This is a genomic window from Zongyangia hominis (assembly GCF_014385095.1).
Taxonomy (GTDB): Bacteria; Bacillota; Clostridia; order Oscillospirales; family Ruminococcaceae; genus Zongyangia; species Zongyangia hominis.
Genome location: NZ_JACRTC010000006.1, coordinates 52,663 through 74,174 on the forward strand (window position 1 = coordinate 52,663; position 21,512 = coordinate 74,174).

Genomic DNA, 21,512 nt, shown 5'->3' on the forward strand with positions numbered 1-21,512 from the left:
GCTATTTGATCCACCCGAAGAAGGCGGCGATATTCTGGCCCATCAGCAGTTCGATGATGGCGATTGTGATGACCAGGATGCCCAGAATCAGGGTGTAGTAGGCAAAGATCTTAAACTTGTTTTCCTTGAGCAGCCACTGAACCATCTTGATGGCCAAAAAGCCCACCACGGCGGAGACCAAAACGCCCACAATCAGCGCGGCGGCGCCCACGCCCTGGGTGCCCACCTCCATGGCGTCCTTGAGTTCCACGAGGTTCGCCGCCAGCACGGCGGGGATGCCCATGATGAAGGAGAACTTGACCGCGTATTCCTTTTTGAGCCCGCACATGAGTCCCACGGAGATGGTGGAACCGGAGCGGGAGACGCCGGGCAGCGGGGCGATGCCCTGGGCGATACCGATGGCGACGGCGTCGGCAAAGCGCATGTTTTTGGCGGTCTTGCGCCCGTCCATCCGCCGGTCGGCGATGAAAAGGAGGGCGGCGGTGATGAGGAAGCAGATGCCCTCGGCTAAGATGCTCTTGTCGGAGGCAAGGCCCTTATAGAAGTCGCTGAGAAAGTAAAACGGAATCAGCGGCACTAAGGAGACGATGAGCAAAAGGATCATCCGGCGGTAGGGGTTTGCCTCTTTGAGCCTGAAGCGGCCCCGGAAGATGTCGCCGATCATGAGGAAGAACTCCACGATCAGGCGCTTGATGGTGGGCCAGAACGCCACGAACACGGCGATCAGGGTGCCCAGATGGAGCATGATGGAAAAGAAGATGCCGGTTTCCCCGCTCACGCCGGTAAAATGCTGGACCAGGGACAGGTGTCCGGAGCTGGAAACGGGGAGAAACTCGGTCAGGCCCTGGACGATGGCCTGGAAGATGGCGTTGAGAATAGACAAAGCTGTTACCTCCTATGTAACGGCGGGGCTAAAAAGCCGCCGTTTCGGAATCATTTTCGTCGAGGAATATCTGTGCGCCGGGCGTAAAGCCGGGGTTGAGATAGGCCGCCGGGTCGGTGGACAGGAGCCGGGTCACCTGAAAGGAGCGCCCCTGCCGCACGCCCATGACCAGTTGTCCCCCCACCCGGGCGGTGGAACACTGGTAGGCGCTTGCATCGGTGGGAAAAATGAGCTCCGCGGGCTGGGTGGTGTAAAGGATCATCGCGCTTCCCCCCCGGCCTGTTTCTTCTTCCCGCCTTTGGGTTTTGTATCCGCGTCCTTGCCATTGCGGGCGCCGGACGCTTTTTCCCCTTCGCCGGACTTTTTCTTTCCGGCGGCCTTGGGCCGCTTTCTGGGCGGGTTCCCGCTGGGGGTATTGGGACTGGAGGAAGCTTTCTCCCCGTCCGCCTTCTTTCGGCTGGCGGCTTTGGGCTTTTCTTCCTTGTCGTCCTCCCCGCCGTCTTCTTCCGCACCATCCTGCTCCTCGATGAGGTCGTAAAGGCATCCGATGGCGTCGGACAGGCCGCCCAGATGATCGATCAGGCCTTCCTCCACGGCGTTTTCCCCGTCGAGTACGGTGCCCACATCCATGACAAGCTCCCCGGTGTTCATCATCAGCTCCCGGAAGCGCTCGGGGGAAATGTGGGAATTGTCGATGACAAAGTTGACGATGCGCTCTTGCATCTTGTCAAAATAGGACAGGGTCTGGGGCACGCCCAGCACCAACCCGCTCATCCGCACCGGGTGGACGGTCATGGTGGCCGACGGCGCGATAAAGGACTGTTTGGCGCTGCACGCCAAAGGCACGCCGATGGAATGTCCGCCGCCCAGCACCAGGGAAACGGTGGGCTTTTTCATCCCGGCGATGAGCTCGGCGATAGCAAGGCCCGCCTCCACGTCACCGCCCACGGTGTTGAGGATGATGATGAGCCCTTCGATGCGGGGATCTTGTTCGATGGCCACCAGCTGAGGAATCACATGCTCATATTTGGTCGTCTTATTTTGGGGCGGCAGGATGTAGTGCCCCTCGATCTGCCCGACGATGGTCAGGCAGTGGATGACATGCTTGCCTCCCACCGGGGTTACCGACCCCGTCTCGATAATTTGGGACTGCTGGGCCGACATCTTTTCGTCGGTTTTTTCCTGCTCGTCCTGGGATTCGTCCCCATTGGCGTCTCCGCTCTCCTGGACTGGGTCCTCTTGGGCGCGAAGCCGCTCCTTTTTTTCTTCCTGTGACAAAAAATCCACCTCCGCGTTCATTACTCCCACTAGTATTGACCGCGGCGGCGCATTTATCACGCTCCGGCTCAGTTTTCTCTTCTCCGAAGCTGCCAAACTTTTGTTTTGTCATACGCTTCATTATAGACTACCTTTCATATCTATGTCAATTTGCCGGTTCTTAAGATTCTTTTTCATTTTTTCTTTTCTTTCCCCGCGGTATCCTGTTTTCCCCTCGCCCTCCATTTTTCCGCGGTATTTCGCCGAATTTACATTACTTTAACATGTTAAAACATTGACAATATATATAATGTATTATAAAATTAAGTGTATCTTTGTTAGTTCAATTTCTGGAAAGGGGCGGTACATTTGGGTTATACCATCGCTCAGAAAATCATAAAGAACCATTTGGTGGACGGCCAGATGAAGGTCGGCGAGGAGATCGGTCTTCGCATCGATCAGACGCTGACACAGGACGCCACCGGCACCATGGCTTATCTGGAATTTGAGGCCATGGGGGTGGAGCGGGTTAAGACCGAGCGCAGCGTCGCTTACATCGACCACAACACCCTCCAGTCCGGCTTTGAAAGCGCGGACGATCACCGGTTTATCGGCTCCATCGCCAAAAAGCACGGCATCTATTTCTCCCGGCCGGGCAACGGCATCTGCCATCAGGTCCACCTGGAGCGCTTCGGCATCCCGGGCAAGACTCTCATCGGCTCGGACAGCCACACCCCCACTGGCGGCGGCATCGGCATGCTGGCCTTCGGCGCGGGCGGCTTAGACGTGGCGGTGGCCATGGGCGGCGGTGCCTATTACATCACCATGCCGAAAATGGTGCGGGTCAACCTCACCGGCAAACTGCGGCCCTTTGTGGCGGCGAAGGACGTCATTTTGGAGGTCCTGCGCCGGATGTCCGTTAAGGGCGGCGTCTCCAAGATCATCGAGTACGGCGGCGAGGGCGTTGCCACCCTGACCGTCCCCGAGCGCGCCACCATCACCAACATGGGCGCGGAGCTGGGCGCCACCACCTCCGTCTTCCCCTCCGACGAGGTGACCAAGTCCTTCCTCGCGGCCCAGGGGCGGGAAGAAAACTGGGTTCCCGTCTTCGCAGACGAGGACGCCGAGTACGACGAAGTCATCGACATCAATTTAAGCGAGCTTGTCCCCATGGCGGCCTGTCCCCACAGCCCGGACAATGTGAAAACCATCGACGAAATCGGGCCCATCAAGGTCGACCAGGTCTGCATCGGCTCCTGCACCAACTCTTCCTACTTGGATCTCATGCGGGTGGCGGCCATGCTGAAAGGCAAAACCGTCCATCCCGACGTCTCTTTGGCCATCGCGCCGGGCTCCAAGCAGGTCTTTAACATGATCGCGCAAAACGGCGCTCTCGCCGACCTGATCGCGGCAGGCGCCCGCATCCTGGAAAGCGCCTGCGGCCCCTGCATCGGCATGGGACAATCCCCCAACTCGGGCGGCATCTCCCTGCGCACCTTTAACCGCAACTTTGAGGGCCGCTCCGGCACCAAGGACGCGGGCGTCTACCTGGTTAGCCCCGAGGTGGCGGCGGCTTCCGCCCTGACCGGCGTCCTCACCGACCCGCGCACCTTCGGCGACGAAATTAAGATCGAGTTGCCCGAACACTTCCTCATCAACGACAATATGGTCGAGCCCCCCGCCTCCCCCGAGGAAGCCAAAGATCTCCAGATCCTGCGCGGGCCCAATATCAAGGAGTTCCCCAACGCCGACCCCATCGCGGCGGACATTTCCGCGGACGTGCTGCTCAAAGTCGGCGACAACATCACCACCGACCACATCATGCCGGCGGGCGCCAAGATTCTCCCCTACCGCTCCAATATCCCCTATCTCTCCAACTTCTGCTTCGCCGTGTGCGACGAGGCGTTCCCGGAGAGAGCCAGAAAAGCGGGCAAGGGCATCATCGTGGGCGGCCAGAACTACGGCCAGGGTTCCTCCCGGGAACATGCGGCGCTGGTCCCCCTGTATCTGGGCATCAAGGCGGTCATCGCCAAGAGCTTTGCCCGCATCCACCGGGCCAATCTCATTAACGCCGGCATCGTGCCGCTGACCTTTGCAAACGAAGCGGACTACGACAAACTGAGCCTGGGCGACGCGGTGGAACTCACCGGCATCCGGGCGTGCATTGAAAACGGCAAGCCCATCGCGGCCAAGGTAAACGGCGAGGACATCCCCCTCGTCTGCGAGCTCTCCGGGCGGCAGAAGGACATCCTTCTCTCGGGAGGACTCCTCAACTACACCAAAGAGTCCGTAAAATAGCCCTTCCAAAGCGGGATGGCGCGCCTGTGCTTGGGTTCGCAACGAAGGCCCCGCGTTGCAGCTTTCATAATCGAACACGGCTTTTGTCCGAGATAAACCCACTGCAAACAGCCCCTCTGGGGCGGGATGGCGCACTGCGGCCCGCCATTTGACCACACTGTGACACACGTGTTGCAGTTTTGGCCGCACCGTAGCGCGATATGGCAGCGGCGACGCGCCGCCGCAAATCAGGAAATAGAAAGCAGGAAAAAACATGGAGAAAAAAATCGAAGCGGCCTTGGAAAAATATCAGGCACTCATTGAAAACCAGCTGGCCCGTGTCGCCCGGATGAAGGCGGACACCGGCGCTGTGGATTACACGAAGCTCAATAAAATCGTCATCGGCGTCTGCGGCGGCGACGGCATCGGACCGGTTATCACGAGCGAAGCCCACCGGGTGCTGGAATATCTGCTCCGGGACGAGGTGAAAAAGGGCCGGGTGGAATTTAAGGTCATCGACGGCCTGACCATCGAAAACCGGGTCAAGGCCAACAAGGCCATCCCCGACGACGTGCTCGAAGAGCTCAAAAAATGCGACGTCATCCTCAAGGGTCCCACCACCACGCCGAGAGCCGGCGACCCCTGGCCCAACATCGAAAGCGCCAACGTGGCCATGAGAAAAGAGCTGGACCTCTTTGCCAACGTCCGCCCGGTCAAGGTGCCGGACAAGGGCATTGACTGGACCTTCTTCAGAGAGAACACCGAGGGCGCCTACACCCTGGGTTCCTGCGGGCTCAATGTGGACGACGACCTGGCCTTTGACTTCACCGTCACCACCTCCCAGGGCACCGAGCGCATCGCGAGACTCGCTTACGAATACGCCCGCAACAACAATAAGGGCAAGGTTTCCATCATCACCAAGGCCAACGTGGTCAAGACCACCGACGGCAAATTCCTTAGAATCTGCCAGGAGATCGGCAAGGAATATCCCGAGATCGTCACCGACGACTGGTACATCGACATCACCACCGCCAAGCTCATCGACGAGAAGCGCAGGAGCGACTTCAAGGTCTTCATCCTCCCCAACCTCTACGGCGACATCATCACTGACGAGGCGGCCGAGTTCCAGGGTGGCGTGGGTACCGCCGGCAGCGCCAACCTCGGCAACCATTACGCCATGTTCGAGGCCATTCACGGTTCCGCGCCCCGGATGGTGGCCGAAGGCCGTGACAAATATGCCGACCCCTGCTCCATGCTCCGGGCCACCGTCATGCTCCTTTCCCACATCGGCTATCAGAAAGAGGCCGACAAGCTGGAGCGGGCGCTGGACAAATGCATGTATGAAGAGAAAAAATATGTCATCACTGGCCGTGACAACGGCGCCACCTGCAAAGAGTTTGGCGACTATGTCATGGAGACCACGCAGAAACTTTGATAAGGCGGCGAAAAAATGGCGAAGCATGAAAATGTCTCCCTGTCTGTCATCCGCAGGCTGCCCCGGTATTACCGGTTTCTGGGGGACCTGTTAAAAAACGGTATCCACCGGATTTCCTCCCGGGAGCTCTCGCTGAAGATGGGAGTCACCGCCTCCCAAATCCGCCAGGACCTCAACTGCTTCGGCGGCTTTGGACAGCAGGGCTACGGCTACAATGTGGAGGCGCTCCACAAGGAGATCGGCTCCATTCTGGGCATTGACAAGGGTCTGGATATCATTCTGCTAGGCGCGGGCAACCTGGGACGGGCCATCGCCTCCCACATGTCCTTCGACAGCCGGGGCTTTAACCTCATCGGCATCTTTGACGTCAGCGAGGACATCATCGGCCAGACCATCCGGGGCATCCGGGTTTCCCACGCGGACACCCTCCCCGAGTTCTGCCGCCAGCGCAGGCCCAAGGTCGCCATGCTCTGTATCCCCAAAAACTCCGCCCAGGAGATCGCCGACAACCTGGTGGAATTGGGCATCCGGGGATTTTGGAACTTCTCCCACTACGATCTGGCGCTGGACTACGACAACATCGTGGTGGAAAACGTCCACCTGGGGGACAGCCTGATGACCCTCTGTTACCGGGTCAACGAGGTCCTCGAGCAAAATCCTGAGGGGCCCCAGGAAAAAGAATAGCGTACATAAAAACAGCCGCTTTGCGGCTGTTTTTTGCGCATAGAGGGCGGAGCGCATAAGCGCCGAAGCCCTTGCGCATCCCTGTGGAGCCCGGGTCCAGGGCGTCTCCGCGGGGCGCATACAAAAAGCGGAGGCTTTCGCCTCCGCTTTTTTCTTTTGCCTTTGAAAGCGCTATCACTCCGCCAGTTGTTCGAGCTGCCTGGGCTCGATGATCTCGATGCCGCCCCGGGAGAGCTTCACCATCCCCTGGTCCTGGAACACCTTGAGCATCCGGGTGACCACCTCCCGGGCCGAGCCCAGGTGCTTGGCGATCTCCTCGTGGGTGAGGCGGAGGGTGAGGCTGTCCTCGATGTTGCGCTGTTCCAGCAAAAAGGCCGCCAGGCGCTTGTCAAAGCTCTGAAAAAGGGCCTGCTCAAGCATCCACATCACGTCGGAAAAGCGGCTGGCGATGAGCTGTGCCGTGTACTCCTTGACCGCCGGGGATTGGGCGGACAGGGCTTTGTAGGCACAGGTAGGAATCAGCAGGGTCTCGGTGTCCTTCTCCGCGTCGATATAAACGTCGAAGTTGATATTGGGCATCATGCAGGAGGCCGAAAAGATGCAGATATCCCGCTCAAACAGGCGAAACAGAGTGATTTCCCGGCCGCTGTCCGAGATGATGAAGGTCCGCACCTGCCCGCTGCGGAGAAGGAAGACGCCGGAACAGTCGGCCTCTCCGGCGTGGAGATGGTCCCCCCGCGCAAAGCTGCGCGGCCGCATGTGATCGATGAGCTCTGACCGCTGGGTCTCGGTCAAGTCCTTCCAAAAGGGCAGCACTTCCCGCACAAACGCGATCTCCTGTTCCTGCAATACCATAAGCTTGCACCTCCGCACACAAAACAACCGAAGCTCTGCGCCGGTGAGGGAGCGCAGAGCTTTGATTTATTGGCGGCTAAAAACGGCCGCCCTTTCTTTTATTGTAGGGGTTTGGGCTCATTCTGTCAAATGCTTATTCGCTGACCATGTCCATGATGGCCTTCTTGCTTTTCACTCCCACCGAAGTGGAGACGATCTTGCCTTTCTTCATCACCATCAGGGTGGGGATGGTCATGACCTGGAAGCGGCTGGCAAGCTCGGGCTGTTCGTCGATGTTGACTTTGGCCACCTTTACCTTGCCCTCGACCTCCTCGGCCACCTCGTCGACGATGGGGGATACCATCCGGCAGGGTCCGCACCAGGGCGCCCAGAAGTCGATGAGGACGGTTTCGGGAGCGTTGACTTCCCGATCGAAATTATCTTTTGTAAATGTATGTACTGCCATTATAAAAGCCTCCTTGAAAGTTTGTTTGGGGTGCTGTGCTTTTGATGTTTTTATTATATACAACGGTAGTATAGGATTCTGTAACTTTGTCACATTTGATTCTCGTCCATGCTCTTTCCAAAGAAATCCACCGTCTTCTTCACTTTGTCCATGATTTCAGAAAACTGTGCCGGACGCAGGGACTGAGCGCCGTCGGAGAGGGCCTTCTCCGGGCAGTTGTGGACCTCGATGATCAGGCCGTCCGCCCCGGCGGCGATGGCCGCCATGGAAAGCGGCTCCACCATCCAAGTGAGGCCCGCCGCGTGGCTCGGGTCGATGACCACGGGGAGATGGGACTTCTTCTTGAGCATGGGCACGGCGGAGATGTCCAGGGTGTTGCGGGTGGAAGTCTCAAAGGTACGGATGCCCCGTTCGCAGAGGATGACCTGCTCGTTGCCTCCCGACATGATGTATTCGGCGCTCATGAGAAGTTCCTCTAGGGTGTTGGCCAGACCTCGCTTGAGGAGGATGGGTTTGTCCACATGGCCTAACTCCTTGAGCAGCTCGAAGTTCTGCATGTTCCTGGCCCCCACCTGGATGACGTCCACATCTTCGAACAGGTCCAGATGGCTGATGTTCATGATCTCTGTGACGATGGGAAGCCCTGTGCGCTCCCTGGCCTCCTTGAGCAGCTCAATGCCCTCCCCGCCCAGGCCCTGGAAGGCGTAGGGGGAGGTCCTGGGCTTAAACGCCCCGCCCCGCAGGAGCCCCGCCCCCGCCGCCTTCACCTGGTCCGCCACGGTCAATATCTGCTCCCGGTTCTCCACCGAGCAGGGCCCCGCCGCCACCTGGAAGTGTCCCCCGCCCAGCTTCCGGCCCCGGATGTCCACGACGGTGTCCTGGGGATGGAATTTCCGGTTGGCGCTCTTGTAGGGCTCCTGAATCCGCTTGACCTGGGCCACCACGTCCAAGGCTTGCAGCTTTTCCACATCCACCTTGGTGGTGTCGCCGATAATGCCCAACAGGGTGGTGTTGACGCCCTGGGACTGGTGGACGCTCAGGCCTTGGCCTTCGATGTCCGCGATGAGTTCCCGAATCTTCTGGGGGGCCGCCTGTTCTTTTAAGATGATAATCATATTGGTTTCTCCATTTCTCTCGTCATTTTTACCGACAAAAAAGCCGGTACTTTCTGCGAAAGTACCGGCTCAGCCAACGCATATCCACAAAGGGATCAGCGGGGGACGATTCCATCGGTTTCTTCGCAGCAAAAAGGACCCGCGCCAAAATAATAGCGCAGGGAATACCAATAGGTCATCTCCATTGTGCCGCAAAGCTGGTTTCTCATGATCGTTCCCTCCCGTTGTTTCTGACTTTTATAGTATACCACTTTAAAGCGAATGTCAAGAAATTTCTTTGACCGATGAAAATCTTGTTTATTTGCGGTGATTTACCTATAATAAAGACAGAAACACAATAAGAGGGGGGAATGGGATGCGCGCATTTGCACAAAAGGAGGGAAAGAACATGTGGGTCATCTTTGCACTGCTTTCGGCCTTTTTCGCGGCCGCCACCTCCATTTTGGCCAAAATCGGCATCGAGGGCATCAATTCCAACCTGGCCACCGCCATCCGCACCGTGGTAGTGCTCGTCATGGCCTGGGGCATTGTCTTCATTTCGGGCACCCAGAGCCAGATTTCCGACATCACCGCCAAGAGCTGGGTTTTCCTCGTCCTCTCGGGCCTGGCCACAGGTCTGTCCTGGATGTTCTACTACCGGGCCCTCCAAATTGGGGAGGCCTCCAAGGTGGTGCCCATTGATAAATTCAGCGTTGTCATCAGCATGGTCTTAGCCTTCGTCATCCTCAAGGAGGCCGTCACCATCAAGACCATCATCGGCGGCATCCTCATCACCGCCGGCACCTTCGTTCTCATCCTCTAACCACCTGCCGGCGGGGGATGCCGCGCTCCTTGGTTTTTTCGTATCACTGTCGCGGCACCCGCGTTGCGGCTCACGGCGTGGCATGGGCGCGGATATGAAAAAAGGCGGAGCAAGCTCCGCCTTTTTATCTATCAACTTTTCCCGTGAACGAGGCCGCACGGACCGCCTTTCCTCTTGGCTCCACCACGGAAACAGTACGCCCCGCCTCAAGCCCGGCGCAGCGCCTTTCGCAGCGGGATGACCACCGCCGTCACCAGAACGGCGGCCACGATGGCCTCGGGCACACCGTTGATACCAACGACCCCCATGATCACCTTGAACAGGGTGTCGAAGGGAATTTCTCGGGCCGCGGCGTAGCTTCTGCCGAAGAACAAATAGATGCCGCCCATAACCAGGATGGTGTTGGTGAGCGACGCGGCCACGGCGCTCACCGCCGAGGCCAGGACCTGGCGCTTTCCGCCCTTGCCGATGGCGCGGAAGAGATATCCCGCCACCACGCCGATGAGGATGCGGGGCACAAAGCAGATGACCAAGCTCCACCCGTTTCCGCCCACGTCGCCCAGGCTAAAGAAGGGGCTGAATACAAAGGATGTGGCGGTGGGGGTGAAGGTGTTGGTGAGCAGGCTGCACACGCCGAATACGCCGCCCAGAATGCCGCCCTGCATGGGGCCCAATAGGATGGCGCCGATAATCACCGGGATGTGCATGGTGGTCGCCTTGGTGAACCCCAGCGGGATAAAGCCCAGCGGGGTCAAGGCCAGCACAACCTCCAAGGCGATGAGCAGGGAAAGTTGTACCATTCGTTTTGTCTTCTCATTGGCTCTCATAAGCCATTCCTCCTTGCTGCCGTTCCGTCTTATACGGATACAGCGCTAGTTTTGCAGGACTTAGTCCCGGACAGGAGGCGCGTTTTTGCAATAAATCTGATAGAGCCCGTCCAGCACCAGATGCTCGTCGAGCTGGATGTCCTCCTCACAGTGGGGCACCAATAGGCCCGCCAGCGCGCCGGTGGCCACCAGGGTGGGACTGCCTCCCAGGCGCGCCCGGAAGCGGCGGAACATGCCGTCGATCATGCTGGCATAGCCATATACGAGCCCCGAGCGCATGGCGTCGGTGGTGCCGGCTGCAATCAGCTCCCCCGGCTCCCCCAGCCCCACCCGGGGCAGAAGGGCAGCCTTGTCGCTGAGGGCCTGAAGCGCGATCTCAGGGCCGGGAAAGAGGGCCTTTCCTATGAGCGACCCATTTTCATCCAGCGCCGAAAAGCTCACCGCCGTGCCGATGTCCGCCACCACACAGGGGGACGGATACCGTTTGACCGCCGCCGCGCAGCCGCAAACAATATCGCTGCCAAACATGGCCGGGTTCTGGGAACGGATGTTGAGCCCCGTCTTGAGCCCCGGCGACACCACATAAACCTTGCCCGTGCAAAAACGGGAGAGGGCGCTCCGGAGCCTTTCGGTAAGCTCCGGAACCACCGACGATACGATGCCGCCCTCCCCTTTCCCTCCGGTCAGACCGTGAGGCGCTATGAGCTGTGCCATTGCCGCTGCGTACTGATCTTCCGTCAATCCGACGTCGGTTTTCATCCGCACCGCAAAGCCTAGCCGCCCCTCCTTGTATCCGCCGATGGAAATAAGTGTGTTCTCCACATGCAGCGTGAGTATCATGGGGTTCCCCTCCCTTCCCTTTCTGTCCCTTTCAGTATAGCCTCAATTTTCCCCCCTGGCAAGCCGTTTATCCCCCTATCGGAAAAATCGGCGGAATGTGCAGTTCCAGCTTTTTATTCTCACAAAAATCGTGTATAATAATAGATAAGAAAATTTAGGGAGGTACTATGAAAATCGTCACCTTTCAGGACATCAAAAACAATCCGGAAATTAAGACCTACATCGCCAAGGCCGACGAGGTCCTCTCCCATCTGGGCTTTACCGAGCACAGCTTCGCCCATGTCACCCGCTGCGCCGTCTACGCCCGGGACATCCTCATGAGCCTCGGTTACGACGAGCGCACCTGTGAGCTCGGGGAAATTGCGGGCTATATGCACGACATCGGCAACCTCATCAATCGCATCGACCACGCCCAGAGCGGCGCCATCATGGCCTTCCGCATCCTGGATCACATGGAAATGCCCCCCGAAGAGATCGCCACCGTGGTGACCGCCATCGGCAACCACGACGAGGGCACCGCCGTCCCGGTCAACGCCGTGGCCGCCGCCCTCATTCTCGCCGACAAGACCGATGTGCGCCGCTCCCGGGTCCGCAACCGGGATATGCTCACCTTCGATATCCACGACCGGGTCAACTACGCCGTGGAGGATTCCAGCTTCACCATCGACGCGAAACGCCGCACCGTGTCGCTGAACATCAGTATCGACACTTCCATTTGCGCGGTGATGGATTACTTTGAAATTTTCTTGGGTCGGATGCTCCTTTGCAAAAAGGCCGCGGAGTTTTTAGAGGTCGTTTTTGAGCTGACCATCAACGGCGTGCGGCTCTTATAACACAAACAGAAAAAAGACGGGGGAACTCCCCCGTCAATGACAACATGGATGGATGACAAAATGAAAAGATTTTGCGTTTTCCTCGCCGTCATTGTCCTCATGGGAATGGCAGCGAGCTTTTTTGTACTTGCTGATTCGACATATTTCGACGAATGTGAGAGTGCCGACAACACCGAATTCATCTCTTACAGTAATTTACGCGCCGCTTCCCCCGACTTCGGCGAGGAAGTGGGCTGGCCCAATGCGCCCGACAGCACCGTCCTGACCGCCGACTTTGCCGGCGGCCCTCCCTCGGCCATCTACCACATCTCGGGCGTGGACCGGCTCACCGTGAGCTGCTATCTCCCCATGTCGCCCATGGCCAGCCGGAACATGTACGGCGATTATGTGCTGATGGACGTCGCGGGAGACCCGGAAGGGACCATGGATTTGGACGGGGCCCTGCCCGTTTCATACAGTCCGGTGGACGGCAACCTGTATCTCCACACGCCGGATGAAGGATATCTGCTCTACATGGTGGAAAAGGGAGCCGGCGTCTTTCGCCCGCTGCCCGATGAGGACGTTTTCCTCTCCCAGATCAAGGACACCCTCACCACCAGCTTCTTGGAGGTACTTGTCTCCGATGATGGGGAAAGCTATCATTCGCTGGACTACGATATTGCCTCCTGCCGCATGTCCTTGGAATCTTCCAGTCCGCTGACCTATTATTACACCACGCTCTATCTTCCCATTCCCAGCGGCACCCGCTACATCGGCTTACAGATGAACTACCCCGAAGAAATTCCCATGGCGGACGGCGGTACCCTCCACAATCCCAATGGGGACATGATGCGCTTGGCCCGGGTGGATTTTCAGGGCGAATACCTCAATTGGGGCGACCCGCCTCCCGACGAGGAGGAGGAACCCGATCCCATGTTCAACGTGGAGGGCTTTTATATCATCCACCGTTCCTCCGCTTCCAGCCGGAACACCTCCGGGGACAAGATCACCCAGTATTTCGAGATCACCAACAACTACTATAACGGCGCCGGCCCCAGCTCCGGCGGCTCCCAAGTTTCTTCGGGCGAAAGCGGCGGGAAGATGAAGCTCATCCTCTCCGACGAGGCGGCGGTTCCCGTGGCGGGCGGCCAGGGGGAACGGCGGACCAACAATGTGCTCATACTCGTGTGCAGCCTCATCTATCTGATGCTGGCCATGGCCGCCGTGGCGGTGCTGATCTTCAAATTCCGATCTTATCACGCAAATGATAACTAAATTCAAGCTAACTATACATAATATATCGCAAATTGTATAATTTGTCAAGCGGTATATTTCTATTGAAACCACTAAGATTAACCTTGAGAGGTGATTTTAGTGGAAATTGAAGAAATGATTCGACAAATTGGGCTCAATATCGCATACCATCGCAAGAGGAAAGGCTATACACAAGAACAGCTTGCTGACCGGGTTCCAATGAGCCGCGGCCATCTCAGTCATATCGAATCATATAACGTTCAAACCAAGTTTTCCGTCTCCACCCTGCTGGCCATTGCCAAAGCGCTGGAGATCGAGCCCAAGCTGCTCTTCGAGTTCCGGGAATAGCTTAGGGCCCCAACAAAAGCCCCGCAGTTTTCTGCGGGGCTTTTGTTATGCGTGGCTTTCCGCGCAGCATCATCGCGGGCGACGCGACAGTGGTTTCATCTAAACTTGGGGCGCGTCAGCCCGCATCACGGTCGCGGGCGACGTGACAACGGTTCCATCTAAGCTTGGGGGCGCGTCAGCCCGCACCGGTAGGTGCCGCGTCATCCTGTCCCGGCAGGTGGCGGGCAGGGCCCGCCGCCATACCGCGCTGTGGTCGGTCCGCATCACGGTCGCGGGCGACGCGACAATGGTTTCATTTAATCTTGGGGCGCGTTATCCCGCACCGGTAGGTGCCGCGTCATCCTCCGCTGGTAGGCGGATGCGGCCAAAGTCCTCCAGGGTGAGCTGCTCGGCGCGGGCCTTGGGGGAAACCTGGGCGCGTTCCAGCATCCTTGATACCTCCTCCTTGGGCAGGCCGAGGCCGGAAGAGAGGGCGTTGACGATGGTCTTGCGGCGCTGGGAGAAACCCGCCTTGATGATGGCAAAAAGGGCCTTTTCGTCGGGCACCTGGATGGCGGGGGACTCCCGGACGTCGAGGCGGATGACTGCGGAGTCCACGTCGGGGGCGGGCAGGAAGCTGCCCCGAGAGACGGAGAAGAGCTGTTTGGGCTCGCTGTAATAGGAGACGGCCAGGCTCAGCGCGCCGCACTCCCGGCTCCCGGGCTTGGCACAGATGCGCACGGCGGCCTCCTTTTGCACCATGACGGTGATGGAAACGATGGGCAGGCGCTGTTCCAAGAGGGACATGAGGATGGGGGACGTGATGTAATAGGGCAGGTTGGCGCACACCGCCACCTGCATACCGGCAAACTCGTCGGCAATGAGCTTTTTTAAATCCACCTTGAGCACGTCGTCGTTGATGACCTTGATGTTGTCAAATTCGCTGAGGGTCTCGTCCAGGACCGGCAGGAGGCGGCTGTCCAGTTCGATGCAGACCACCTTGTCCGCGCGCTGGGCAAGCTCCGCGGTGAGGACGCCGATGCCGGTGCCGATTTCAATGATGCCGAAGCCGGGCCGGGCGTTTCCCATCTCGGCGATGCGGGGGCAGACCGAAGGATTGATGAGGAAATTCTGCCCCAGGGCCTTGGAAAAGGAAAAGCCGTAGCGGTTGACAATGTCTTTGATGGTGCCGATGTTGGAAAGCTTGCTCATAAATTAGCGGTCCCCCTGTATTTCTTTGGCCTCGGGCCGGATTGGTGTTATTATACCACAGTTTCCACTCTTTTTATAGGGTCCGTGGATGGGACTGGCAAAGGCGTTCTTTTTACAAAATTCGCCCTCATATAAGAAAAGTCTGGAAAAGCCATTGCAACGAAAGGGCAAATCAACTACAATAAAAGAAAATCAAAGCCGAGGGAGGCGCAAACCTTATGAATCGACGCGACAAAATCAATTATTATCTGGATATCGCCCAGACTGTTCTGGAACGCGGTACCTGTTTACGGCGGAATTTCGGTGCCATTATTGTTAAAAACGACCAGATCATCTCCACCGGTTATGTGGGTGCGCCCCGCGGGCGGAAAAACTGCTGTGACTTGGGCTACTGTACCCGGGAAGAACTGGGGATCCCCCGGGGCGAGCGCTATGAACTGTGCCGCTCGGTCCATGCGGAGGCCAACGCCATCATCTCCGCCTCCCGGGCGGATATGCTGGGGAGCACCTTATATCTGGTGGGCCGGGACTACGCCACCAAGGAGCTTGTCAAGGACGCCAACCCCTGCGCCATGTGTAAGCGGATGATCATCAACGCGGGCATCAGCACGGTGGTGGTGAGGGACACCCCCGAGGACTTCCGGGTCACCTATGTCTACGACGAATGGGTGATGAACGACGAGTCTCTGGAGGGCAAACGGGGCTATTAGTTTTACAAAGAAAAGGGCCGGAGGAAGCTTCCTCCGGCCCTTTTTGCCGCCGGTCCATCGAACGGGCCCGTCATCCCGGGTTAAAACGCGCAAAGGCCGCTGCCCCTCCTGGGGGCAGCGGCCTTGTTCACGGTCAAGATGCGGAAAACCGCACGGGACGCCGCCGGGTACGCGCGGCCTATGATTTGCGGAGCCTCCGTAGCGGCTAGAAAAGGAGCGCGCCGTAGCCTTCGCAGATCTTTTCCAGCACTTCCCGCTCCAGGTCGGTCATGGAGCTGCACACAATGGCCCGGCCGGGGTAGTAGATCAGCGCCATTTCCAGGGCGCTTTCGTTATCTGAGAGAAAGGCCACCGGCAGGTCGGTCATGTGGGCGTTCTGGGCAAAATGGTAGGCGTCGTCGGGAGTGGGCACCTCGACGAGCACCGCGTCCCAGCCCTCGTCCTCCGCTTCCAAAATGTCCTCGGTCATATCCACCTCGCAGGAGAGCGGCTCGGAAAACTCCAGGTCCTCGGTGAGGAAGAAGGTCTCGTCGTAGCTGCACGCGATGATGTCCTCGGGGTTGGGCTGGGGAAGTTTGCGCCCGGCGAAGTCATAGCTTTCCACCATCAGCCTGAGCGCCGCGATGTGCGCGGGCGTGGCGCCGCAGCAGCCGCCCACCATGGAAGCCCCGGCGTCCAGCACCTGCTTCATAGCCGCGGCAAATTCTTCCGGCGTCATCGGGTATTCCCCATGGGCGTCGGGCTCTCCCAGGCTGGGCTTTGCAATCAGCGGCACCTGGGCGTAGGGGATGAGGCGCTCGATCTGCTCGGTGAGCTTGTCGAAACGGCCGGTGCAGTTGATGCCGAAGGCTTTGACCCCCAGCGACTGGGCGGCGATCATGCAGCTTAACATGTTGGAGCCGTCTAAGGTTTCGCCCTCCTCGTTCATGGACATGGTGACATAGAGGGGAAGCCCCGTCTGCCGGGCGCCCAGCACAGCGGCCCGCATCCCGGTCATGGAAATCATGGTTTCGCAGACGATCAGATCCACCCCCGCGTTTTTGAGGGCGAAGGCCTGCTCGCTGTAAATGTTCACCAGCTCCAAAAAGGGCGTCTCTCCAAAGGGCTCGATAGCGAGATTGGTGGGGGCGATGTCCCCCGCCACCAGCACGCCGGACGCCTCCGCCGCCGCTTTGGTGAGAGCCACCAGCTTGGCGTTAAGCGCGTCCACCTCATCGTCCTTCCCGAATCGGGAGAGCATGGCGCGGTTGGCGGTAAAGGTGGGGGCATAGAGGACCTGGGCCCCCGCCTCGATATAGGCGCGCTGTAATTCCAGGAGCACTCCGGGGTGCTCCAGTATCCACTGTTCCGGGCAGGCGGAAATTGGCATGCCCACTCTCATTAAATTGGTTCCTGTGGCGCCATCCAATAATCGGGGTGGCAAGGGTACTTCCATTCTTTCCTCCCTTTCTGGACCGCATGGTCCGAAAGTCTATGATATTTCGTTTTCTATGCATGCGTATAGTTCGGAGCGCGTCGGGCCCCACCGCTAGGTGGCGTCCCGTCTTTCGGCGTGGGCGTGGCATCTCCGCCTCAAAACGGCCCAGAGCGCGTCTCGCCCCACCGCCAGGTGGCTACATGGTGTCGGGGACGTTGATCTTGAGCATGGTCAGCACGTTGCGGATGACGGTGCGCACGGCCAGGCACAGGGCCAGACGGGCCTGCATCACATTTTCCGCCTCGCCCTTGACTCGGCAGGCGTTATAAAACTTGTGGAACTTGTTGGCAAGCTCGATGACATACCGGGTAATCCGGGCCGGGTCATAGGTCTTGGCGGATTCCAAAATCTCGTTGGGATAGATGGAGAGATAGCGGATGAGCTCGATTTCCTCGGGCGCTTCAAAGCACAGCAGCTCGTCGAGGCTCCGCGCGGCGGGAGCGATGCCCTCGGCCGCCAGATTCTTGAGTATCGAGCAGATGCGGGCGTGGGCGTACTGGACGTAGTAGACCGGGTTCTGGGAGGACTGCTCCACGGCAAGCCCCAAGTCAAACTCCATCTGGCTCCCCGGCTCCCGCATATTAAAGAGGAAGCGGGCCGCGTCGATGGGCACCTCGTCGATGAGGTCGGTCAGGGTGATAGCCTTGCCGGTGCGCTTGCTCATCCGCACCACTTCCCCGTCCCTTGTCAGCCGCACCAACTGCATGAGTACGATGTCCAGCTTGTTTCCGTCTAGGCCGATGGCGTCCATGGCCCCTTTGAGACGGGCCACATGGCCGTGGTGGTCCGCGCCCCAGACGTTGATGACCTTGTCAAAGCCCCGGACCGCAAATTTATTGTAATGATAGGCGATGTCCGCCGCGAAATAGGTCGGATTTCCATTGGCGCGGATGAGGACCTCGTCCTTTTCCCCGCCGTAGGAGGTGGCCTTGTACCAGACCGCTCCGTCCTTCTCATAGGTCAGGCCCTTGTCGGAGAGGGTCTTCACCACGTCGTCGATGGCCCCGCTCTCGTGGAGGACGCTCTCGCGAAACCACACGTCGTACTCGATGCGGTATTTGGCCAGATCGGTGCGCAGCCCCTTGATGTTCTTGGGCAGGGCGTAGTCCACCAGTGCCTCCCGGCGCTCTTTGGAGCCGGCCTCCACAAAAGCGTCGCCGTGCAGAGCGGCAAATTCTTTCGCCCGCACCTTGATATCCTCGCCGTGGTAGCCGTCCTCCGGGAAGGGGACGGCGTCCTCTCCCTTATAGATCTGAAGGTACCGGGCCTCCAGGGAACCGGCAAACTTCTCGATCTGGTTGCCGGCGTCGTTGACGTAAAACTCCCTTGTCACATCGCAGCCCGCCCAGTCGAGGACCGCCGCCAGGCAATCGCCCAGCGCGCCGCCCCGGGCGTTGCCCATGTGCATGGGGCCGGTGGGGTTGGCCGAGACAAACTCTACCATCACCTTTTTGTGCCCGCCCTCATCCGAGCGGCCGTAGTTTTCCCCGTCGGTCTCGATGGCCTTGATGACCTTGGCAAACCAACGCTTGGACAGGAAAAAGTTGAGGAATCCCGGTCCCGCCACCTCGCACCGCTCAAAATAGGTGCCGTCAAAGATCATCCGCTCCATGAGGACGGACGCGATCTGCCGGGGGTTCTTTTTCAGCGCCTTGGCGCAGACCATGGCCACATTGGCGGCAAAGTCGCCATGGGAGGTATCGTTGGGGATTTCAATGGTGAAGGGCGGCAAGGGCACCGGCTCCAACTGGCCGTCGGCCACCGCCATGCCCATGGCGTTGAGAATGACTTCCTTCAGTTGATCTTTCGCTTCTTTTACCAGATTTGCCATCTATCCGTTGCACTCCTTGATGTTGATTGACACTTCATTTTCACTGGCGAGACAGGCGTTGACATCCAGCGAATACGCAAAGCGGATACTGCCGCCGTGGCTGTCAAGGCCGTTTCGGATGTTGCTGCCCAACACCCCCACCATCAGATCTCCCATTTCGGTGGCGTAGTGGCACTGATGCCGCCGCCCCTTCTCCACAATGAGCTGGGAGCGGCAGGGGCCGGAACGGATCATGGTGACCATGTCGTTGCCCTTGACCTTCAACGTCGTCTTGCAACCGTCGTAACCGGTGGCGCCGCTTTCATCGTAGCGGATGTACTGGACCCCGTCCCGGACATAATAGTTGCCCATGGTGGTCAGTTCCACCACGTCGTCCTCTCCGTCCACCCGCTGTTTGCCTGTGATCGAGATAATAACTTCCTTTTTCAATGCTTTTGCCCTTTCTTTTGCGCGAATTATAACGTGTCCACACTCACATATTCTACTTTACCGTCCACATTCTCCCCTAAGAAGATGCCGGCCACGTCTGCAAACGTATCCAGCTGGTCGCTGACGTAATAGTGGCAGGTCCCGCCCTGGGCCTTTTCACTGCTCAGGCCGTTTTGCATCAGATAACTGCTCACATACCGGGCCGTCACCTGGCCCGGGTCCACAAACACCACCGCGTACTGCATGACGTCGGCGATGATGTCGTAGATGATGGGATAGTGGGTGCATCCGAGGATAAGGGTGTCGATGTTTTCTTTAAAAAATGGCTCCAAATACATCTTGGCCGTCAGCCGGGTGATCTCATTGTCCCTGCCCACCTGGCCGTTTTCCACCAGCGGCACAAAGAGGGGACAGTCCCGTCCCACCACCGCGGCGTCGGGGCGGATGCCCCGGATGGCCTTGCCATAAGCGCCGGAATGAACGGTGGCGGTGGTGCCGATGACCCCGATCTTGCCGTTTTGGGACAGGGAGGCCGCCTCCTGGGCCGCCGGGCGCACCACGCCGGTGTAGGGGACGCCGATATCCTGCACATCCTTGTCGGTGAGGACGGAGCTGACCGTACCGCAGGCGGCAACGACCATCTTGACGTCGTGGCTGCACAGGAAATGGATGTCCTGGGCCGCATACCGGCGGATGGTCTCCCGGCTCCGGGTGCCGTAGGGGACCCGGCCGGTGTCGCCGAAATAGATGATGTCCTCCCCCGGGAGAATTTTTCTCAGCTCTTTGACCACGGTCAGTCCTCCGAGCCCCGAGTCGAACACGCCGATGGGTCGCTTATCCATTTGCACCCGCCCTTTCCATGGCAAGCTGTACGAGCTTATCGATGAGCTGGGGATATGGCACCCCGGAATGCTCCATCAGCTTGGGATACATACTAATATCGGTAAAGCCCGGGATAGTGTTGGGCTCGTTTAAGAGCACCTTCCGGTCGCTTTTTCTCACGAAAAAGTCCACCCGGGCAAACCCCGCGCAGTGTAGCGCCAAAAACGCCTGTCTGGCGGTGCGGCGGATTTCCTGCGCCACCTCCGGCTCGATGCGGGCCGGGATGTAGAGGGCGGTGGTGCCGTCTTTATACTTGGCGTCGTAGTCGTAAAAATCCGCCTCGGGGACGATCTCGCCCACCACCGAAACAAACGGGTCGTCGTTGCCGAGCACCGCGCATTCCACCTCGTCGCCGACGACCGCTTCCTCCACGATGACCTTGCGGTCGTGGACGAAGGCTTTCTCCAAAGCCGCCTTCAGGGAATCTTTATCCCTGGCCTTCGAAATGCCCACCGAGGACCCGGCGTTGGCGGGTTTGACGAAAACAGGATAACCGAGGTTCTTTTCAATGCGCGCTTCGATCTCGTCGAAGGAATCCATCTCGTAGCACATGACCTTCTCCCACCGGACGCCGGCAATGCCCGCCTGCTCCAAAAGGGTGCGGGTGACGGTTTTGTCCATACAGGCCGCCGAAGCCAGGGTGCCACAACCCACACAGGGAATGCCACTGAGCTCCAAGAGCCCCTGCATGGTGCCGTCCTCCCCGTTTTTACCGTGGAGCACGGGGAACACCGCGTCGAGGCGGATGTTTTCCACCCCTTCCGGGTGGAAAACCGTGAGGCCATGGCGGCCGCGGTCGGGGGTGATAGCCGCCGGGGTGCAGTGCTCCTTCTCCCAGGAGCCGTCGGGGATGCGGTCGATCTCTCCGGTATAATGGTACCACCGGCCGTCCTTCGTAATGCCGATCATCACCACGTCATACCGGTCGCGGGGAACGTTTCGCAGCACCGAAGCGCCGGAAACCAAAGATACTTCGTGTTCGCTGGAGGCCCCGCCGAACAGGACGCCCAAACATAGCCTTGACACGGGCTGTCACACTCCTATACAATAAACTACGCCGCGCCGGGAAAAGGCGCAGACGTACGCTCTCTGTCAAACGTACATAAATAAAAGTACATGAACAGTAGTAGTGTATCATAATACGCTTTCCCGTGCAAT

General features: G+C 58.7%; 22 protein-coding genes. 8 read left to right on the plus strand and 14 right to left on the minus strand.

What is annotated here, in order from left to right; translation table 11 throughout:
• Position 1: 1 nt before the first annotated feature.
• Genes H8709_RS09025 through H8709_RS09035 form a run of 3 tightly spaced genes read right to left on the minus strand, consistent with a single transcriptional unit; the run spans position 2 to position 2,047 of the window.
• Positions 2-883: an undecaprenyl-diphosphate phosphatase gene (locus H8709_RS09025; RefSeq protein WP_262398053.1), complete on the minus strand. Its 882-nt coding sequence runs from the start codon at positions 881-883 to the stop codon at positions 2-4.
• A gap of 28 nt (positions 884-911) precedes the next feature.
• Positions 912-1,145 (minus strand): YlzJ-like family protein, encoded by a 234-nt coding sequence (locus H8709_RS09030; RefSeq protein WP_262398054.1) that lies wholly within the window; start codon positions 1,143-1,145, stop codon positions 912-914.
• A complete protein-coding gene (locus tag H8709_RS09035) occupies positions 1,142-2,047 on the minus strand; it encodes a ClpP family protease (RefSeq protein ID WP_262398181.1) in 906 nt (301 codons plus the stop codon). Before H8709_RS09035 ends, H8709_RS09030 begins: the two co-directional genes overlap by 4 nt.
• Before the next feature lie 516 nt (positions 2,048-2,563).
• Between H8709_RS09035 and H8709_RS09040 the strand changes: the two genes are divergently transcribed.
• The 3 genes from H8709_RS09040 to H8709_RS09050 all read left to right on the plus strand — a co-directional run bounded on the left by H8709_RS09040 (position 2,564) and on the right by H8709_RS09050 (position 6,536).
• Complete coding sequence (locus H8709_RS09040; protein WP_392391677.1) at positions 2,564-4,438, plus strand: aconitate hydratase; 1,875 nt, start codon at positions 2,564-2,566, stop codon at positions 4,436-4,438.
• 253 nt (positions 4,439-4,691) lie between these two features.
• Complete coding sequence (locus tag H8709_RS09045) at positions 4,692-5,852, plus strand: isocitrate/isopropylmalate family dehydrogenase (RefSeq protein WP_262398056.1); 1,161 nt, start codon at positions 4,692-4,694, stop codon at positions 5,850-5,852.
• Positions 5,853-5,867: 15 nt separating this feature from the next.
• Positions 5,868-6,536 (plus strand): redox-sensing transcriptional repressor Rex, encoded by a 669-nt coding sequence (locus tag H8709_RS09050; protein WP_262398057.1) that lies wholly within the window; start codon positions 5,868-5,870, stop codon positions 6,534-6,536.
• 174 nt (positions 6,537-6,710) lie between these two features.
• On the opposite strand, the gene H8709_RS09055 is transcribed toward H8709_RS09050, so the two are convergent.
• The 3 genes from H8709_RS09055 to aroF form a co-directional block, all read right to left on the minus strand.
• Positions 6,711-7,391: a Crp/Fnr family transcriptional regulator gene (locus H8709_RS09055; protein WP_262398058.1), complete on the minus strand. Its 681-nt coding sequence runs from the start codon at positions 7,389-7,391 to the stop codon at positions 6,711-6,713.
• 133 nt (positions 7,392-7,524) lie between these two features.
• The gene (trxA, locus tag H8709_RS09060; RefSeq protein ID WP_262398059.1) at positions 7,525-7,836 is read right to left on the minus strand and encodes a thioredoxin; all 312 of its coding nucleotides are present in this window, start codon (positions 7,834-7,836) and stop codon (positions 7,525-7,527) included.
• Positions 7,837-7,925: 89 nt separating this feature from the next.
• Positions 7,926-8,951, minus strand: a complete 1,026-nt coding sequence (gene aroF, locus H8709_RS09065) for a 3-deoxy-7-phosphoheptulonate synthase (protein ID WP_262398060.1) — start codon at positions 8,949-8,951, stop codon at positions 7,926-7,928.
• Between the two features lie 388 nt (positions 8,952-9,339).
• Here aroF and H8709_RS09070 point away from each other — a divergent pair, with 388 nt between their 5' ends.
• Positions 9,340-9,753, plus strand: coding sequence for an EamA family transporter (locus H8709_RS09070; RefSeq protein WP_262398061.1), 414 nt, complete (start codon positions 9,340-9,342; stop codon positions 9,751-9,753).
• A gap of 206 nt (positions 9,754-9,959) precedes the next feature.
• Here H8709_RS09070 and H8709_RS09075 read toward each other — a convergent pair whose 3' ends face one another.
• Complete coding sequence (locus H8709_RS09075; RefSeq protein WP_262398062.1) at positions 9,960-10,580, minus strand: ECF transporter S component; 621 nt, start codon at positions 10,578-10,580, stop codon at positions 9,960-9,962.
• Between the two features lie 60 nt (positions 10,581-10,640).
• Complete coding sequence (locus tag H8709_RS09080) at positions 10,641-11,420, minus strand: type III pantothenate kinase (protein WP_262398063.1); 780 nt, start codon at positions 11,418-11,420, stop codon at positions 10,641-10,643.
• A gap of 167 nt (positions 11,421-11,587) precedes the next feature.
• On the opposite strand from H8709_RS09080, the gene H8709_RS09085 reads away from it, so the two are divergent.
• The 3 genes from H8709_RS09085 (at position 11,588) to H8709_RS09095 (ending at position 13,834) form a co-directional block, all read left to right on the plus strand.
• Positions 11,588-12,253: an HD domain-containing protein gene (locus H8709_RS09085; RefSeq protein ID WP_262398064.1), complete on the plus strand. Its 666-nt coding sequence runs from the start codon at positions 11,588-11,590 to the stop codon at positions 12,251-12,253.
• A 60-nt stretch (positions 12,254-12,313) separates the two neighbouring features.
• Positions 12,314-13,507 carry a hypothetical protein gene (locus tag H8709_RS09090; protein WP_262398065.1) on the plus strand — a complete coding sequence of 398 codons (1,194 nt, stop codon included), beginning with the start codon at positions 12,314-12,316 and terminating at the stop codon, positions 13,505-13,507.
• 114 nt (positions 13,508-13,621) lie between these two features.
• Entirely contained in the window at positions 13,622-13,834 is a 213-nt protein-coding gene (locus H8709_RS09095; RefSeq protein ID WP_262398066.1) for a helix-turn-helix transcriptional regulator, read from the plus strand.
• Positions 13,835-14,146: 312 nt separating this feature from the next.
• Here H8709_RS09095 and rsmA read toward each other — a convergent pair whose 3' ends face one another.
• Positions 14,147-15,025 (minus strand): 16S rRNA (adenine(1518)-N(6)/adenine(1519)-N(6))-dimethyltransferase RsmA, encoded by an 879-nt coding sequence (gene rsmA / locus H8709_RS09100; protein WP_262398067.1) that lies wholly within the window; start codon positions 15,023-15,025, stop codon positions 14,147-14,149.
• A gap of 218 nt (positions 15,026-15,243) precedes the next feature.
• On the opposite strand from rsmA, the gene H8709_RS09105 reads away from it, so the two are divergent.
• On the plus strand, positions 15,244-15,735 hold the full coding sequence (locus H8709_RS09105) for a deoxycytidylate deaminase (protein ID WP_262398068.1): 492 nt from the start codon (positions 15,244-15,246) through the stop codon (positions 15,733-15,735).
• Between the two features lie 205 nt (positions 15,736-15,940).
• On the opposite strand, the gene H8709_RS09110 is transcribed toward H8709_RS09105, so the two are convergent.
• From H8709_RS09110 to H8709_RS09130, 5 genes are all read right to left on the minus strand, one after another.
• Positions 15,941-17,170, minus strand: coding sequence for a homocysteine S-methyltransferase family protein (locus H8709_RS09110; RefSeq protein ID WP_262398069.1), 1,230 nt, complete (start codon positions 17,168-17,170; stop codon positions 15,941-15,943).
• A gap of 178 nt (positions 17,171-17,348) precedes the next feature.
• Positions 17,349-19,043 (minus strand): arginine--tRNA ligase, encoded by a 1,695-nt coding sequence (argS, locus tag H8709_RS09115; protein ID WP_262398070.1) that lies wholly within the window; start codon positions 19,041-19,043, stop codon positions 17,349-17,351.
• Positions 19,044-19,472, minus strand: a complete 429-nt coding sequence (locus H8709_RS09120; protein WP_262398071.1) for a DUF1934 domain-containing protein — start codon at positions 19,470-19,472, stop codon at positions 19,044-19,046.
• A gap of 26 nt (positions 19,473-19,498) precedes the next feature.
• A complete protein-coding gene (gene murI / locus H8709_RS09125; protein ID WP_262398072.1) occupies positions 19,499-20,314 on the minus strand; it encodes a glutamate racemase in 816 nt (271 codons plus the stop codon).
• On the minus strand, positions 20,307-21,380 hold the full coding sequence (locus tag H8709_RS09130) for a D-alanine--D-alanine ligase family protein (protein WP_262398073.1): 1,074 nt from the start codon (positions 21,378-21,380) through the stop codon (positions 20,307-20,309). The genes murI and H8709_RS09130 overlap by 8 nt, the downstream gene beginning before the upstream one ends.
• Positions 21,381-21,512: the final 132 nt, after the last annotated feature.

What these genes read in the sequence shown, in the direction of transcription:
- H8709_RS09080 (WP_262398063.1), bottom strand. Translation starts at nt 11,420, where the DNA reads ATGATACTCACGCTGCATGTGGAGAACACACTTATTTCCATCGGCGGA.
- murI (WP_262398072.1), bottom strand. Translation starts at nt 20,314, where the DNA reads ATGGATAAGCGACCCATCGGCGTGTTCGACTCGGGGCTCGGAGGACTG.
- H8709_RS09050 (WP_262398057.1), top strand. Translation starts at nt 5,868, where the DNA reads ATGGCGAAGCATGAAAATGTCTCCCTGTCTGTCATCCGCAGGCTGCCC.
- H8709_RS09110 (WP_262398069.1), bottom strand. Translation starts at nt 17,170, where the DNA reads ATGGAAGTACCCTTGCCACCCCGATTATTGGATGGCGCCACAGGAACC.
- H8709_RS09105 (WP_262398068.1), top strand. Translation starts at nt 15,244, where the DNA reads ATGAATCGACGCGACAAAATCAATTATTATCTGGATATCGCCCAGACT.
- H8709_RS09085 (WP_262398064.1), top strand. Translation starts at nt 11,588, where the DNA reads ATGAAAATCGTCACCTTTCAGGACATCAAAAACAATCCGGAAATTAAG.
- aroF (WP_262398060.1), bottom strand. Translation starts at nt 8,951, where the DNA reads ATGATTATCATCTTAAAAGAACAGGCGGCCCCCCAGAAGATTCGGGAA.
- H8709_RS09075 (WP_262398062.1), bottom strand. Translation starts at nt 10,580, where the DNA reads ATGAGAGCCAATGAGAAGACAAAACGAATGGTACAACTTTCCCTGCTC.
- H8709_RS09095 (WP_262398066.1), top strand. Translation starts at nt 13,622, where the DNA reads ATGATTCGACAAATTGGGCTCAATATCGCATACCATCGCAAGAGGAAA.
- H8709_RS09030 (WP_262398054.1), bottom strand. Translation starts at nt 1,145, where the DNA reads ATGATCCTTTACACCACCCAGCCCGCGGAGCTCATTTTTCCCACCGAT.
- H8709_RS09040 (WP_392391677.1), top strand. Translation starts at nt 2,564, where the DNA reads ATGAAGGTCGGCGAGGAGATCGGTCTTCGCATCGATCAGACGCTGACA.
- H8709_RS09070 (WP_262398061.1), top strand. Translation starts at nt 9,340, where the DNA reads ATGTGGGTCATCTTTGCACTGCTTTCGGCCTTTTTCGCGGCCGCCACC.
- H8709_RS09090 (WP_262398065.1), top strand. Translation starts at nt 12,314, where the DNA reads ATGAAAAGATTTTGCGTTTTCCTCGCCGTCATTGTCCTCATGGGAATG.
- H8709_RS09035 (WP_262398181.1), bottom strand. Translation starts at nt 2,047, where the DNA reads ATGTCGGCCCAGCAGTCCCAAATTATCGAGACGGGGTCGGTAACCCCG.
- argS (WP_262398070.1), bottom strand. Translation starts at nt 19,043, where the DNA reads ATGGCAAATCTGGTAAAAGAAGCGAAAGATCAACTGAAGGAAGTCATT.
- rsmA (WP_262398067.1), bottom strand. Translation starts at nt 15,025, where the DNA reads ATGAGCAAGCTTTCCAACATCGGCACCATCAAAGACATTGTCAACCGC.
- H8709_RS09055 (WP_262398058.1), bottom strand. Translation starts at nt 7,391, where the DNA reads ATGGTATTGCAGGAACAGGAGATCGCGTTTGTGCGGGAAGTGCTGCCC.
- trxA (WP_262398059.1), bottom strand. Translation starts at nt 7,836, where the DNA reads ATGGCAGTACATACATTTACAAAAGATAATTTCGATCGGGAAGTCAAC.
- H8709_RS09045 (WP_262398056.1), top strand. Translation starts at nt 4,692, where the DNA reads ATGGAGAAAAAAATCGAAGCGGCCTTGGAAAAATATCAGGCACTCATT.